Genomic DNA, 15,634 nt, shown 5'->3' on the forward strand with positions numbered 1-15,634 from the left:
TTAAACTTGCTGCAAAGGAACAATCCTATCTTTACTATCAAATTGCTTCAAGATTAACATTGAGTTACGTAACAAGAAGTTCATATTTAATTTACAAAATAGTCTTTTACGGCTGCTGGGGCATTCGATTCAATTATCATTAGTTTTTTTTGAGCTAAACCATTAACAGATAACTCAAAGCAATAAAAATCAGTAGGAAAGAGCTTACTCCATTGACAAAACTTTAATTTTTTGATCAAATTTAGTTTCACTAGTCATTGGATTATTGAGTATTTTTTTAATTTCTATTAATCCATATCTGAAAAAAGAGTATTCATTATATCCATTTGAACAGACTCTTATTTTTGTTTTTTTATGTTTCCATTCTCCTACTTTGTAACACCAAACAAAGGCAATGGAACACAAAGCAATTAATTTAGCTATTTTATTTGGTTCTGTTAATTTTGTATTTTCTAAGTTAAAACCTTGTGATTTTAGTGCTTTAAACAACGTTTCGATTTCCCAACGTTGTTTATAAATTTCAAAAATATTATCCAATAAAACAGGTGATGCTAAATAAATATATCCTTTTTGTGTTCGACTTACAGATAAATATACCTCTGCTTCATTGACTACAAATGTTCCATCTAGTTGATAGGTTTCTGAAATCGAAAGCCCTCTACACCATGCTACAATAGACTTTGTTTTCCCTTTTCTAGTAGCTTTAAAGTTAGATTTTATACGCATTACAAAATCAAATTTTTTTGTAGCTAAATAGAAAAACCATTTTTTACCTATAAACTCTCTATCTGCTACAAGAGCAGTAATAGATAAATTAGGAAATTGATTTAAGAAATCTTCTATCAAATCAATTCGTTGTTGAGTAGCTGAATTTCCTGTCCTCGAAAGTACAGACCAACAAAGAGGAATAGATACCCCTTTATGAGCTGCTGAGAGAAGCAAAATATTAATATGCTCTTTTCCAACTTTCCAATTCGTTCTATCCAAACACAGTACGATATTTTCCCATTGTTCAATGCCTTCTAAGGAAATAATCAAATTAGTAATTGCTTGAAAATCAAGCTCATAATAATTTAAAAAGCGTTCTATACGACGTAAAGAAGAACTGTATTCTACATTCCTTTCAAACGCAGTTGCAATTTGAATTAAACCTCCTAGACCTACCTTTATAACAGCTATTACAAAAAGACCTATAAATTGAACTCGGGCTAAATGAAACCCTTTTAAATGAGAAGATAAAACACTAACTAATTTTGTAACTTTACCACTAGAAGCATACTTTGCTTTCGCCATAATTGAGAAAAATTTTGTGAGAAACTCAATTATGGCTTTTTTTTATCTAAATTTAAAATCTTTTGTCAGAGGACTGAGAGGAAAGAGAGTAACCTTTGGTTTATTTTTATTTATTTAAATAAATCTGCTTCATTTTAAATTTAGATTTTTGCTGCAAAAAAAGTATATTGCCTTATAAAACACATTGAGCTTATTTACTTCTGTATTTCACTCTTTTATCTTTGATTGATTTTTATGCAAAAAATTCTAGTTCCTGTTGATTTTTCCAAGCCTTCAGAGGCTGCCTTAGGTTATGCCGTACATTTTGCCCAAGTTATTGGTGCAGAGATTATTTTGCTTCACGTTGCTTGTGCTCCTTTGCCATCTGCTACTAACTATCATCTACATGTAGGTTTGTTAAAAGAAGAAGTAGAAAAAGGAAAATCTAAGTTGGATAAGTATGTGAGCCAGTTTGCTGACCTTAATTATACAGATGGAAGTGGAAAGCTCAAAATCACACCTGTTTTGGAAAGTGAAAATGGTATAATTCCTTCTATTGAAAAAGTGTCGAAAGAACACAATACTTTTTTAGTTGTGATGGGTACGCACGGAATGACACGAGCTGAAGAGATTTTACTCGGAAGCGTAACAGCTGATATTATTTCATCCAACGAAGCTCCTGCTGTACTAGCAATTCCTAGCAGTGCTACTTTTTCGAATTGGGAACGCATTGTGTACGCTGCTGATTTTTCGGATAAAGATGAGAAAGTTATTGATATTCTCTTAGAACTTGCTGGTTACTTTCCAAATTCAAAAGTAGATTATTTACATATTAGTAATGAAAAAGAGCATGTTGAAGATATCAATAGGCTTCATCGTTTGAAGAAAACCTTCAAGAGTATTCCTGTTTCAATGTTAGATTTTAGATTTAAAGAAAACGATGATTTAGATGAGGGAATCGATAATTATTTGGATAATTATGAGACAAGTGTTTTGGTTATGCTTACACATCATCGCAGTTTTTTTGAGAGTTTGTGGCATAGAAGCAAAGCGAGAGAAATAAGCTTTCATACTGAAGTTCCTTTGTTAGTTTTGAAGACAAATACAATAAAATAAAGTCAGAAGTAAATAATTCAGAGGAAAAAGCTTGTGTTTTCCTAGTAAAATCAGATAATTTTCAAATGATTGCATATTTTTTAAAAAAACTGGGATATGGTTTTCTCGTCATTTTTGGAGTGACTGTGGTGGTGTTTTTTATATTTCATGCATTACCTGGCGACCCTACAAAGATGATTGCAGGACCTCGTTCGACTCCTGAGACAATTGCTATTATCAAGAATGATTTAGGGTTGGATAAACCTCTAACTACCCAGTTTGCCTATTATCTGAATGATTTATCGATGGTTTCAGCTCATGAGGATACAAAAAAGAATGAACTAAAATACGATTACTTCAAACTTTTTAGTATTTCGGATAAAGCATTTGTCGTCAAAAAGCCTTATTTAAGAAAGTCTTATTATACTAATAACCGAGTAGATGAAATGCTCTTTGATAGAGTAGGAGCAACTCTTGTTTTGTCTTTGGCTGCTATGCTTTTTGCTACTTTTTTTGGAGTTATTTTCGGTATTATTTGTGCGCTCAAACAGAACTCTTTCTTAGACCATACCTTAGTTTCTATTTCTGTTTTGGGTATTTCTACGCCCTCTTTTGTGGCAGCTATTTTTATAGCTCTTATTTTTGGTTATTATTTAAGTGAATATACAGGACTTGATATGACAGGTTCGCTTTGGATAATGAGTGTCTTTGATGGTAAGCAGTTAGCTCTTAAAAATATTATTCTACCTGCCCTCACTCTTGGTTTGCGTCCTTTGGCAATTATTACTCAACTTACACGCTCTTCGATGATAGAGGAACTTTCAAGGGATTATGTCAGAACAGCAAGAGCAAAAGGACTTCCACAGTATGTTGTTATTTTCAAACATGCTCTTAAAAATGCAATTAACCCTGTCGTAACGGCTATATCAAATTGGCTTGCAACACTTATTGCAGGTGCTTTCTTTGTAGAATATGTCTTTAGTTGGAAAGGGTTAGGTTGGCTTACTATTGATGCCGTCCAAAAACTTGACCTTCCTGTTGTGATGGGTGCAACACTTGTAGTGGCAGTAATTTTCGTCTGTATTACGCTTGTGGTAGATTTATTATATGCCTTGCTTGATCCTCGTGTTAGGGCGTAAAAAATGAATATTGTAATAAATACCCAAATGAAATTATGTCAACAAAAGAAAATTGCTGATTCGTTGAAAAAATAATCAATAAAAAAACTGTTTCAAAGTTCTATTTCTGAAACAGTTTTTTTTAGAAAGTCTAAATTATTATTTCTGATTTACTTCATTATTTGGAAGTTTTTCAAATCCCATGTTGTAAAGCGTAAAAGCAAATACATCAGCATTTTCTTCTATAATTTTGCTTGTTGGTTTTCCTGCACCATGTCCTGCATCAGTTTCAATACGAATCATCACAGGAGTTGAGCCTTTGTGTTTGTCTTGTAATTCGGCAGCAAATTTAAACGAGTGTGCAGGAACAACTCTGTCGTCATGGTCGCCAGTAATTACAAGTGTAGCAGGATAAGAAACACCTTCTTTTACATTATGAACAGGAGAATATCCTTTCAAATACTCAAACATTTCTTTGTTATCTTCTGCCGTTCCATAATCATACGCCCAACCTGCACCAGCCGTAAAGGTATGATAACGAAGCATATCCAAAACTCCAACAGCAGGAATAGCTACTTTCATAAGCTCTGGACGTTGTGTCATTGTTGCACCTACCAAAAGACCACCATTTGAGCCTCCTTTTATTGCTAGATAGTCACTAGAAGTATATTTTTCACTAATTAAAAATTCTGCTGCTGCAATAAAATCATCAAAAACATTTTGCTTTTTGAGTTGAGTTCCTGCGTCGTGCCATTCTTTTCCATATTCTCCTCCACCTCTAAGGTTTGCGACAGCATAAACACCTCCTTGCTCTAGCCAAACTGAATTAATCACACTAAAACTTGGCGTAAGACTAATATTAAAGCCACCATAACCATACAAAATTGTTGGGTTTTTGCCGTTTAGTTCTGTTCCTTTTTTGTAAGTAATAATCATTGGAATTTTAGTTCCATCTTTTGAATTATAAAAAACTTGTTTTGATTCGTAATTATCCGAATTAAAATCAATAGCAGGTTTCCAGTACGATTCGTATTCGCCTGTTTCTGCATCAAATTTATAAATACTACTAGGTGTATTGTAGTTGGTAAAAGAAAAATACATTTCTTTATCTTCTTTCTTTCCACCAAAACCACCAGCACTTCCTACTCCCGGTAATTTTATTTCTCTCACTTCTTTACCATCCATATCATACTGAATTACTTTTGAAATGGCATCTACCATATATTCAGCAAATAAATATCCACCACCAGAAGAAGCACTCAAAACATTTTCTGTATGAGGAATTACATCTTTCCAGTTTTCAGGCGTAGGATTAGAAGCATCTGTCATTACTACTTTCTGATTTGGCGCATCAAGATTTGTAACTAAATAGAGTTTTGAACCTTCATTTTCCATTACATAGGTATCACTATCTTCATTATCAACAATTGTTACTAAAGGGCTATCTTTTTTTGATAAATCCTTCATAAATAACTTATTTCCCGAAGTAGAATTACTAGCTGAAAGCAATAAATAACTTTCATCTTCTGTCAAATATCCACTTACATATCTGTGCTTTTGTTCTGGTGTTGCACCAAAAATAATTTTATCCTCGCTTTGAGGAGTTCCTGTTTTATGATAGTAGAGTTTGTGTTGGTCAGTTTTAGCTGAAAGTTCGCTTCCCTCTGGCTTATCATAGCTAGAATAATAAAAACCGTCGTTGCCTTTCCAACTCACACCACTAAATTTTACATTTTTGAGTGTGTCTTCAATCGCTTCTCTACTTTCTGTATTAATAACAATTACTTTTCTCCAATCGCTTCCACCTTCTGATATTTGGTAGGCTGCACGGCTTCCATCGTTTGAGAAATTAAGCCCAGCCATCGAAACTGTTCCGTCGTCTGAAAAAGTATTTGGGTCAATAAAAACTTGTTCGGTATCTTCCCCTTCTTTTTTCCTATAAACTACGTATTGATTTTGCAAACCATCATTTTTGTAGAAATAGGTATAATTTCCTTCTTTAAATGGTCTTGAAAGTTTCTCATAATTCCAAACTTTCTCTAGTTGGTTTTTGAGTTCTTCACGGTAAGGAATAGATTTTAAATAATCAAAAGTAACTTTGTTTTGTGCTTTTACCCAACTTTCAGTTTCTGCGCTTCGGTCATCTTCTAACCAACGATAAGGGTCTGAAACTTTCGTTTCGAAATAAGTATCTTCAACTGTTCCTTTTGTAGTTTCTGGATATTGAAAAGCGACAGTTTCTGCCATGACTTCTTTTTCTTTTTTATCTGAATTACATGCCGACACAAGTAGTGCAGCAGCAAATAATGGTAAAATGAGTTTTTTCATTGTCTGTGTTTTTGATAATATATAAGTTTTATAATCTGTGTGATAAGATACAGAATAATTACAGATTGATGTTTGTAAAAATAGTTAATTAAAAACTTCCTAATCTTCATAGACTCTGAGTATTCCCTCCAAAAAACTAAAAAGATAAAGAGAGTTATGAGTTTCATTTTCGAATTTAGAATAAGACAAACTGATATTTGACTCCTTTTTGAGTAATTCTATCAATTCTTCTATTTTCTTTGCGTGAAAAGCAGGTTCTGGCTGGTATCCAATATAAACGCTTATACTGTCTTTTATATCTTTATTTTTTTCAAGAAGCTTTATTGTTTCACCATCGCTGTACCAAATAGAAGGGTCAAGCACTAACATTTTACTAAAAGGTTGTTGTTTTTGAGATAATAAATATGCCCCAAAATATCCTCCATAAGAGTGTCCTACTAATACATTTTGTCCGTTCGTTGCATAATTTTCATCAACACTCTTAATTAGCTCTTCTTTTAAATACTGATAAAAACTTTCTCCCTTTCCAGAGTTACCTTCATTGTACCAAGTAGAATCTACTGCTTCTCCATCATATTCTATTCTTGACTGGCTGAAAGTTAAGTCTTGCCCTCTTTTATACTCCCAATCTATATGAGGAACTCCTATAATAATATGATGTGGTAGTTTTTTATTTCCTGATAAGTCATAAGCCACATTTCGTATTAAATCAAATCGCCATTCAGCATCTAATACATACATAACTGGATAGCTTTGAGTGCTGTCATAATTCATTGGCAGACTAACCCAAAACTCTCTATCTTCTTGTAAAGGCTCAGAGTGAATGATGTGTTTATTGAAACTAAAACAGGTATCTATCTGTGCAGGAAGGTTAGATGCACACATTAGAAAAAGAAATAAAGTAAGAACTAAGGTTTTCAATGTTCTCATAATTAAGTAAAGTGTAGTATTAAGTATTTATTGTGTTCAAAATTGAGGTTATTAATCCGATAGAATAATAGTTTGATAATCTTTTATTTTAAGCTACTTTTGAGTTACAAAACTAATATAAAATGTATAAAAAATTTCTTTCTCAAACAGCCATCTACGGACTTACTGGAATAATTGGTCGCTTACTAAATTATTTGCTAACTCCTTTTCATACAGATATTTTCCTGCCTGATGAATATGGTGGCGTTTCTGTTTTTTATGCGTATGCTGCACTGCTAAATGTGATTTATACACACGGAATGGAAACGACTTATTTTCGTTTTATAGCTAAAGAAAAAGAAGGCAAAAACGATAATAAAAATGGAAATTCTTATAATCTCTCTTTGAGTTCGGTCTTACTAACTTCGCTAATTTTTAGTGCTATTATGTGGATTTTTGCACAGCCGATAGCTAACTTTTTAGAATACCCTAACAATGCACAATTTGTAAAATGGTTTGCCTGTATTATTGCTATTGATTCGGTAGTCGCTATTCCGTATGCTAGACTTAGAGCAGAAGGAAAAGCAATAAAATTTGCTTCGCTGCGAATGACTGTTATCGTTCTTACAGTTTTTCTCAACTTTTTCTTTCTTTATTTTTGCAAACATAGCGCAGAAGGAACAGATTTTTTATTTTTTCAAGAGTATGCAAAGTTGATTTATGACCCAGAAATGGGTTTGGGATATGTTTTTTTAGCAAATTTGATAGCAAACTCTTCTGTAATTCCACTTCTTTGGAAAGAGTTTAAAGATTTTCGTTTTACAATAAATTGGCAGATATATAAGCCGATGATAAAGTATTCTTACCCTCTGATTTTTGCAGGAATTGCCTATTCTATCAATGAAGTAATGGACAGAACGCTCTTACAAAAGTGGCTTCCAGATAATTTTTATCCAAATAAAACCCCAATGGATGCAGTAGGAATTTATTCGGCGTGTTACAAACTTTCTATTTTTATTACTTTGGCTGTTCAAGCCTTTAAATACGGTGCAGAGCCATTTTTTTTCTCACAAGCGAGTCAGAAAGATTCGCCCAAAACATTTGCTACCATCACCCACTTTTTTACAATTGTTTGTGTTCTGATGATGCTGGGAGTGAGTATGAATATGGAGTGGATAGCCAATATTTTTATCAGAAATAAGGAATATCACGAAGGACTTTTTATTGTTCCAATTCTGCTTTTAGCAAATATTTGTTTGGGTCTGTATTATAATTTTTCGGTGTGGTTCAAGGTTTCCGACCGAACCCATTTTGGACTTTGGATAAGCTTGGCAGGTGCAACAATTACGATTAGCTTTAACTTTCTTTTGATTCCTTTTTATGGTTATTTTGGAAGTGCTATTGCAACGCTTTCTTGTTATTTTGTGATGGCTGCTTTGTGCTATCTTTTAGGAAGAAAATACCAACCTATTCCTTATCCAATTTTGAAAATGATTTTGTACTTAGGTGTTTCTACAACACTTATTTTTATTTGTTTGAATATAGAATGGACAGGGTTTTGGCAAAAACATTTGATTCAGAATGGGCTTTTAGCTTTGTTTTTAGTAGTTACTGTTTTGGTGGAATATAGAACATTCAAAAAACTAAAAAATAATTGATAAAAACCAAACTTTTTCTAATCCAAACCCGTTATAATAGCGTACTTTAATTTTACACCTTTCTCATTACTTGCAAGAAAATACCTTTTTCCATCGATGATAGTTTTCGTTTAAGTACAGGAAACTTGAGATAAGAAAGAGGTATTTTTTTTATAAAAAAATTTGTGTAGCTTTTTGATTTAATTGATTAACCAACTAAACTAAATCAGACTACAATGAAATTACATTTTTACATTCTCGTTTTTTTATTGTTCTGCACTACTTTTTGTCTGTTTAGCTCTCCACTTTTTGCTCAAATGGATAGTACAGAAAGTATAATTAAAGAAAAAAAATCAACTCATCTTTGGGGAATCAACCCTTCTCTTACCGTCGAACCTTTCTATGAAAAGGGCGAATTTGACATTAATATTTTACCTATTATCTATCAAACCTCATTTTCCAAGCGAGTAGATTTTAGAATTAATCCTATCTTAAATTTAGGAATACGCAAAGATTTCAACGAGTTTAGCCACATCGGTTTTGAAGCTGCCCTTCCTGTTTTTATTTTCAAAAAAGAAGAGCGTTTTTTGCCTTCAAAGGGATTTTTTGTAGCTCCTATTTTTAGTCCTTCTATTAGTGCTTCTTATATTGGCAGAGTAGAAAACCGAACCAACTTAGGTTTTTGGGGAGAAGTAGGATATAATTTATTAATTGATGAAAAATTTGGGCTTTCATTTGGCTTACAATACGGTATAACTCATTTTATATATAAAGTCGGAGAAAATGAAATAACCAATCATTTTGGTATCAAAATTATTTTTGGAAAGTGGTATTAATTAAATCCTCAACGACGCTTTTAAGCTCGTTGACGGTTGTATAGAAATGATATTTCGAAAAAAATAAAAGTTTTTGTGTGGAATTTTGTGAAGTCGTGCATCTGCTTTTTCTATTTTTTTTGCTTTTATAGAGTTTGAGATACATATAATCCTATTTTTATTTTCTTCGTTTACCTTTACGTAGTTTCGACCTATAAATTAAATCATTGATTGATTACTTCATTATTCACTTCTTTGTTTATCCATTTCGACTACCCAAATCCCTCGCAATTCATTTAATTTATAACCTGTTACTTTATTATTAGGATAAAGTGTATTGATTTTTGCCAAAGTCGTTGTCAAGACTTCTGTTTTGGGTTCGCCATGGCATTGCATACACATCTGATTCGTCATAATCGGATAATAAGCTACTTGTCTGTCATTCATAGTCAATAATTGAGGCGTAGGTTCTTTATCGTTGGCAATACATTTTTTACCTCTTTTACATAATTTAATTAATTTTTATTTGCCTTATTTTTGGATTTATATTTTTATTAGAAACTCTTTTTACATAGGCATTTAAGGCAACAGCCATACTATCTGTCAAATGAATTGCCTTTGTTGAGCAAAACGAAACGGCATGTTCTGTTCCTTTTGAATTAATTGCACCTAATAAGTTTTTCCCTAAAACTCCTTTTGTTTGCATAGCTATTTTTTGTCCTATTTCAAGAGGAGATAAATTGGACTAGTTGCCTTTTCCTTTGTGTCTGGATTTGTAATGTTCTTCAAACCAATCAGGTTTTTCTAGCTCGGAGTTATAGATATAATTTGCAATTTTTTTGAGTTTTTCTTCACTAAAATTCATCTTCGACATCACTCCAAAACGCTCAACAGCATGCTTCATTTTTGCTTTTTCTTTGCTTGGATTGCTTACAAAGGCTATTAATTCTTTCGTAAACTCTTCCTGTGTAGTGCCTTCTTTTATATAATGTCTTTTGACTGCTTCCATTGGTGGAGCTGAAGCTACGGCTTGGGAGGCACTCGGACTATGGCAAGAATAACAGTTGGCTTCCATTAATTGCAATCCTTTGACGAGTTCTTCTTCAGGAGTAAGCACTTTTTCGACTTCTTTTTGAGATGTTTGAGTTATTTCTTCTTTTGGGCTAGAAGTGGTGTTGGTTTCTTTTTTTGAATCTGAACAACTCATCACTAAAAAAGAAATGAATAAAGCAATATATAACAAATTCGTATTCATACAATTAGATTTTGATTGAAAGTAGGATAATTATTTTATCAAAAATACAATTTAATTAAGTTGAGTTTGGTAACAAAAGTTACTCAAAAAACAACCTTACTCTTAATTCGGTAGCCTTAATCAACCTGCTTAGAAATCGTTAGTAGAAAAAAATAAAAGTTTTTGTGTGGAATTTTGTGAAGTGGTGCATCTACTTACCAAACAAACAATTTACCTCACTTTAATTTTTATCGATTATGGAATCTCTTAGAAAATCTTTCAGACAATTAACTTCAATTACTAAAGTCAGTCTATTAGCAACTTCTACTGTATTTATCGTAGCTTGTAATTCTTCCAAAACAGGTAACTATGAAATGGCAGATACCACAGTAGCAACCGAACAAGACCACAGAACAGTTTCTTCCCCTACAAAAATTAGCCGTAATAAAGAGAAAAAAGATATTTCATATAATGCAACTCAAAATGCAGATTATGCTGCTGGTGCTGTAATGGATGAGGCAGAAATGTATATCTCTGATGATAGAGTTTCTCAAAATACAGAAAACTATCAAAAGCAAATAGAAAATAAATTCATTCAATCTCTGAAAGAACCTCTATCTACTTTTTCGATTGATGTTGATAATGCTTCTTATTCAAATGCTCGTCGCTTTATTCAGTCTGGACAAGTTCCAAACCCTGATGCTGTTCGTATCGAAGAATTTATAAACTACTTTGATTACGATTATAAGAATCCAACAGGAAAACATCCTTTTTCAGTAAGCACAGAAATTTCTACTGCGCCTTGGAATGAAAAACATAAACTGGTTCATGTAGGAATACAAGGAAAAGATTTGGATTATGATAACCTTGCACCTTCAAATTTAGTTTTCTTGATTGATGCTTCGGGTTCTATGTCGGCTCAAAACAAATTGCCTCTTCTTCGTTCTTCCCTCAAACTTCTGCTTTCACAGCTTAACGAAAACGACCGTATTGCAATTGTGGCTTATGCAGGTGCAGCAGGTTTAGTATTGGAATCTACACCAGCTTCTGAATCAGAAAAAATTATTAATGCCTTAGATGCTGTTTCGTCTGGTGGAAGTACGGCAGGGGGAGCAGGAATACAACTTGCTTATTCTTTAGCAAAAGATAACCTAATAAAAGAAGGAAATAACCGAGTTATTTTGTGTACTGATGGCGATTTTAATGTAGGTGTAAATTCTCCAAAAGAATTGGTAAAAATGATTGAAACAAAGCGAAATGACGGAATTTATCTGACAGTTTGTGGTTTTGGAATGGGAAATTACAAAGATTATCAGATGGAGGAATTGAGTAATGCAGGAAATGGAAATTACTTCTATATTGATAATATTCAAGAAGCTAAAAAGGTTTTTGTGAAAGAAATGAGAGCTACTATGTTTACGATTGCTAAAGATGTCAAGATTCAGATTGAATTTAACCCTGCAAAAGTAGCAGCTTATCGCCTTATCGGTTACGAAAACAGAATGCTAGAAAAAGAAGATTTCAATGACGACAAAAAAGATGCTGGAGAACTTGGTGCAGGACATACCGTAACAGCTTTGTATGAGATTATTCCAGTAGGTGTGAAGAGTGAATTTTTCCCTTCGGTAGATGATTTGCGTTACCAAAAAGAAGAGAATAAAATAAAGGAATCTTATACGGCAGCAGCTTCTTCTGATGAGCTTTTAAATTTGAAATTACGTTACAAAAAACCAAATGAAGATACAAGTAATTTGATTGTAAATCCACTCAAAGATGACAATATTAAGTTAGATAAAACGTCTGATAACTTTCGCTTTTCGGCTGCTGTGGCAGAATTTGGAATGATTTTGAGAGGTTCAGAGTACAAATCAGAAGCAAATTATAATCAAGTGATGACACTTGCAAAAGCTGCAAAAGGAAAAGATACAGAAGGCTACCGAGCAGAGTTTTTAAAACTGGTAGAAAGTTGTCAGTTGATGAGTAAGTAAAAGTGTTTTTGTTGGTGTCGCTGCGCTAAAACACCAACAAAGGCAAAGGTTGATGTCTAAGTAACAAGAAAAAGTAAAACCACTTATGAAAAGCTAAAATCAAACACCAAATTTATCTATTTTTAATTTTTAAAAAAGCCATTTCTAATTTTAGGTTGGGAATGGCTTTTCATCATTTTTAAGAATTTACTCTATTTAGTTTCTAAAAATAACCCTTATCTTTGCAACTCAATTATCAAGAATCTCTTTTCTCTACTCTATTATTTGAGTTTAGAAAAAGATAGCAACCTGCATGCGTAAGCAAGGTGCTGCAATCGATAAGCCGATATACTTTTTTTATAAAATTTATACCTTCGGAACAAAAACGCCTTAGTAATCTAACTAATTCAATAAGGTGGTTATCTGACTGCTTTTTATGCTTTTTTCTCTATCAAAACAGAATAAAAGAGATTATTGATAATTTTTACAATTAACCAATAATTTCTATGAAAAAAGTAATTTCTAATACAGACTCTTCAAATTCTCTTTCTGAAAATTTTATACCTACTTCAAACTGGATTGCACTTATTCCTTTATTTGTTTTTGTAGGTACATTTTTAGGCGCAGGGATTTATTTCAATGATTTTTATGCTCTTCCTTCTCCTATTGCTGTTTGTTTAGGCATTTTTGTAGCCTTTGTTTTGCTCAGAATTCCTTTCAAGGAAAACATGGATACCTTTTTAAGAGGTTGTGGTGATGAAAAAATCTTGACCATGTGTATCATTTACCTTTTAGCAGGTGCATTTTCAACAATCACAAAAGCAACTGGAAGTGTTGATGCTGTCGTCAATTTAGGAATCAATTATATTTCTCCGAGTTATTATCCTGTTGGAATATTTTTGATAGCAGCTTTTTTGTCGTTGTCAGCAGGTACTTCTGTGGGTGCAATTGTGGCATTGGGTTCGGTTACGATGGCTCTAGCAGAACAAAGTGAGATTTCTGTTTCACTTATGGGTGCTGCTTTATTGACAGGCGCAATGTTTGGTGATAATCTTTCTGTAATTTCTGATACCACTATTGCAGCGACGCAATCTTTGGGCTGTGAGATGAAAGACAAGATGAGAACCAACTTTAAAGTTGCCTTTCCTGCTGCTTTAGTAACAGTTATTATTCTGACTGTATATGGATTTTCTTTAGAAATAGATTCGACTTCTACTTTTGTTTCTAAATCTGTTTCTTGGGTTTTAATAGTTCCTTATGTTGTAGTTATTGTTTTATCTTTGGTAGGAATGAATGTCTTTGTTGTTTTATTTTTAGGTGTTCTTCTTTCTGGACTGATGGGATTATACTTGAATAGTTTTGATATAATTGGGTTTAGTAAAACGACTTACAAAGGTTTTGAAGGAATGAGCGAAATATTTTATCTTTCTTTACTTACTGGTGGACTGGCCGCAATGGTAGAAAAAGGGGGAGGAATACAGTTTATTCTAGAGAAAATTAGTAAATTCATCAAAAATCAACATACAGCTTTAATTGGAGTTGCTACTTTAGTAAGTGCCATTAATTTTTGTATTGCAAACAATACCGTTTCTATTTTGATTTCTGGAAAAATAGCCAAATCATTGAGTGATAAATATGAAATTGAACCAAAAATTACAGCTTCTTTATTAGATATTTTTGCTTGTATTGTTCAAGGATTGTTGCCTTATGGCGCACAAGTTTTGCTTTTGATTGGCTTGAGCGATGGACAAATAAATTACCTTGACCTTTTGAGCCAAGCGTGGTATTTACATATTTTATTTGTCTTTTCTTTGGGTTTACTTTTTTATAAAAAACAATCTGTTTCTAAAATTTAGAAAAAATTAAACCTATACAGTTTTAAAAATTGTATAGGTTTGATTCTAAATTTTACTCAAATTTTGTAGGTGCAGTTTCTAGTTTTGTAGGGCGAAAAATAGTTGCTTTTTCTTCAATTTTGACAAATGGAATTTCATTTCCATCTTTGAACTTGAATAACTCAACAGTTTCTAATAAAATACCTTCTTCATATTTATAATGTTGGGTAATTCTCATTGTATTATAAGGTGCAAATGAGCTAATTCCATCTAAAGAAAATTGCATAGTTTGTTCTCTAAACTCATTATCAGATTCGCCTTTTCCATTTCCTAATGAGGAATTTATAGTAGAAACTATTTTGTTTTGATTTGCAGAAAAATCAATTCCAAAAAACATAGTTTGCTCTCTTTCTCCAGCTTTTCCGTCATAATTTGGATGAATACGATGCATGTTTTTGATAGATTTCCACGAATTTTTGTATCGCCTTTGTACAACTTCGAAAGTATAATCGTTTGACTCGTTACGTTCATATTTTCCATCAAGATAAATATAAGACTCTCCACTTCCTTGCCATATAATAGAATAATTATCTTCTAATGTTGGAAGTTTTTCACTTGTTGGAATAATTACTTGGCTAGATGTGCCACAAGAAGTTAAAGAAAAAGTAATTGCTAAGAGAGCATACATTACCATTTTTACTGCTGTTTTTTTTGTCTTTTGCATAATAAAATACTTTAGGAGTAAATAAAATAGTTACACTACAAAAGTATAAGTCTATACCTTGAAAAAAATTGATGTATGTTACAATCGAAATTTAGTTTGCAATTTCTTTTCGGATTCTACTCAAACTTTCCCTCTCAATTCCTAAATAAGAAGCCAAATGATACAAAGGAATTTTTTGGATAAACAAAGGATAATCTTTTATCATCTGTAAATACCTTTCTTTGGCTGATAAAAATAAAAAAGATTCGACACGATTTGTAGCAGTTGCATACACACTCTCGGCAATGATTCTACCAAAACGTTCCCAGTTTTTTGATTCTTGATAAGCAATTTGTAGAGCTTGAGAATTAAAGGTAATCAATTCACAATCTTCTAAAGCCTGAATATAATACCTGCTTGGCGTTCCTTTCAAAAAATCTAAATAGGAAACAGCATAATCATTTTCTAAAAAAAAGTGATTATTGATTTCTTTATCATTAGACAAATAAAACAAACGTAAAACACCCTTTTCAACAAAAGCTATTTCATTTACTTTTTGTCCTTCATTCAATAAAAATTCTCCTTTTTGAAGTATTTTACGCTTTAGGTTTGGAGCAAACATAGAACATTCTTCTTCTGAGAAATCAGTTACTTTTCTAATTTGTATTTTGAAATTATCTAAATTCATATATCGGTTTTGGTATAAACAATTCTCAAGCAA

14 protein-coding genes and 1 riboswitch are annotated in these 15,634 nt (G+C 32.4%); of the genes, 6 read left to right on the plus strand and 8 right to left on the minus strand.

Annotated features, from left to right (window positions below):
* Nucleotides 1-204: 204 nt before the first annotated feature.
* Nucleotides 205-1,293: an IS4 family transposase gene (locus WAF17_RS10395; protein WP_338760955.1), complete on the minus strand. Its 1,089-nt coding sequence runs from the start codon at nucleotides 1,291-1,293 to the stop codon at nucleotides 205-207.
* A 234-nt stretch (nucleotides 1,294-1,527) separates the two neighbouring features.
* On the opposite strand from WAF17_RS10395, the gene WAF17_RS10400 reads away from it, so the two are divergent.
* Complete coding sequence (locus WAF17_RS10400) at nucleotides 1,528-2,388, plus strand: universal stress protein (protein ID WP_338769720.1); 861 nt, start codon at nucleotides 1,528-1,530, stop codon at nucleotides 2,386-2,388.
* 65 nt (nucleotides 2,389-2,453) lie between these two features.
* Nucleotides 2,454-3,506, plus strand: coding sequence for an ABC transporter permease (locus WAF17_RS10405; protein ID WP_338769723.1), 1,053 nt, complete (start codon nucleotides 2,454-2,456; stop codon nucleotides 3,504-3,506).
* A 138-nt stretch (nucleotides 3,507-3,644) separates the two neighbouring features.
* Here the strand turns inward: WAF17_RS10405 and WAF17_RS10410 are convergent, their stop codons facing one another.
* Nucleotides 3,645-5,813, minus strand: a complete 2,169-nt coding sequence (locus tag WAF17_RS10410; protein ID WP_338769725.1) for a prolyl oligopeptidase family serine peptidase — start codon at nucleotides 5,811-5,813, stop codon at nucleotides 3,645-3,647.
* Between the two features lie 99 nt (nucleotides 5,814-5,912).
* A complete protein-coding gene (locus WAF17_RS10415; RefSeq protein WP_338769727.1) occupies nucleotides 5,913-6,743 on the minus strand; it encodes an alpha/beta hydrolase-fold protein in 831 nt (276 codons plus the stop codon).
* Between the two features lie 122 nt (nucleotides 6,744-6,865).
* Between WAF17_RS10415 and WAF17_RS10420 the strand changes: the two genes are divergently transcribed.
* Both WAF17_RS10420 and WAF17_RS10425 read left to right on the plus strand, forming a co-directional pair.
* Nucleotides 6,866-8,380: a polysaccharide biosynthesis C-terminal domain-containing protein gene (locus tag WAF17_RS10420; protein ID WP_338769730.1), complete on the plus strand. Its 1,515-nt coding sequence runs from the start codon at nucleotides 6,866-6,868 to the stop codon at nucleotides 8,378-8,380.
* Between the two features lie 215 nt (nucleotides 8,381-8,595).
* A complete protein-coding gene (locus tag WAF17_RS10425; protein WP_338769731.1) occupies nucleotides 8,596-9,195 on the plus strand; it encodes a hypothetical protein in 600 nt (199 codons plus the stop codon).
* A 222-nt stretch (nucleotides 9,196-9,417) separates the two neighbouring features.
* On the opposite strand, the gene WAF17_RS10430 is transcribed toward WAF17_RS10425, so the two are convergent.
* The 3 genes from WAF17_RS10430 to WAF17_RS10440 form a co-directional block, all read right to left on the minus strand.
* Nucleotides 9,418-9,621: a DUF3365 domain-containing protein gene (locus WAF17_RS10430; RefSeq protein ID WP_338769733.1), complete on the minus strand. Its 204-nt coding sequence runs from the start codon at nucleotides 9,619-9,621 to the stop codon at nucleotides 9,418-9,420.
* A 64-nt stretch (nucleotides 9,622-9,685) separates the two neighbouring features.
* The gene (locus tag WAF17_RS10435) at nucleotides 9,686-9,880 is read right to left on the minus strand and encodes a hypothetical protein (RefSeq protein WP_338769735.1); all 195 of its coding nucleotides are present in this window, start codon (nucleotides 9,878-9,880) and stop codon (nucleotides 9,686-9,688) included.
* Between the two features lie 39 nt (nucleotides 9,881-9,919).
* On the minus strand, nucleotides 9,920-10,429 hold the full coding sequence (locus WAF17_RS10440; protein WP_338769737.1) for a c-type cytochrome: 510 nt from the start codon (nucleotides 10,427-10,429) through the stop codon (nucleotides 9,920-9,922).
* Nucleotides 10,430-10,665: 236 nt separating this feature from the next.
* On the opposite strand from WAF17_RS10440, the gene WAF17_RS10445 reads away from it, so the two are divergent.
* Together WAF17_RS10445 and WAF17_RS10450 are read left to right on the plus strand one after the other, a co-directional pair.
* Nucleotides 10,666-12,396 (plus strand): von Willebrand factor type A domain-containing protein, encoded by a 1,731-nt coding sequence (locus tag WAF17_RS10445; RefSeq protein WP_338769739.1) that lies wholly within the window; start codon nucleotides 10,666-10,668, stop codon nucleotides 12,394-12,396.
* Nucleotides 12,397-12,623: 227 nt separating this feature from the next.
* A riboswitch (SAM-I-IV-variant riboswitch) is annotated at nucleotides 12,624-12,769 on the plus strand.
* A 112-nt stretch (nucleotides 12,770-12,881) separates the two neighbouring features.
* Nucleotides 12,882-14,231, plus strand: a complete 1,350-nt coding sequence (locus WAF17_RS10450) for a Na+/H+ antiporter NhaC family protein (RefSeq protein ID WP_338769742.1) — start codon at nucleotides 12,882-12,884, stop codon at nucleotides 14,229-14,231.
* Nucleotides 14,232-14,283: 52 nt separating this feature from the next.
* Here WAF17_RS10450 and WAF17_RS10455 read toward each other — a convergent pair whose 3' ends face one another.
* Together WAF17_RS10455 and WAF17_RS10460 are read right to left on the minus strand one after the other, a co-directional pair.
* Nucleotides 14,284-14,934 (minus strand): hypothetical protein, encoded by a 651-nt coding sequence (locus WAF17_RS10455; protein ID WP_338769744.1) that lies wholly within the window; start codon nucleotides 14,932-14,934, stop codon nucleotides 14,284-14,286.
* Nucleotides 14,935-15,025: 91 nt separating this feature from the next.
* Nucleotides 15,026-15,601: a Crp/Fnr family transcriptional regulator gene (locus tag WAF17_RS10460; protein WP_338769747.1), complete on the minus strand. Its 576-nt coding sequence runs from the start codon at nucleotides 15,599-15,601 to the stop codon at nucleotides 15,026-15,028.
* Between the last annotated feature and the right edge of the window lie 33 nt (nucleotides 15,602-15,634).

The sequence above is a fragment of the Bernardetia sp. ABR2-2B genome (assembly GCF_037126435.1).
In the GTDB taxonomy this organism is placed as follows: Bacteria; Bacteroidota; Bacteroidia; order Cytophagales; family Bernardetiaceae; genus Bernardetia.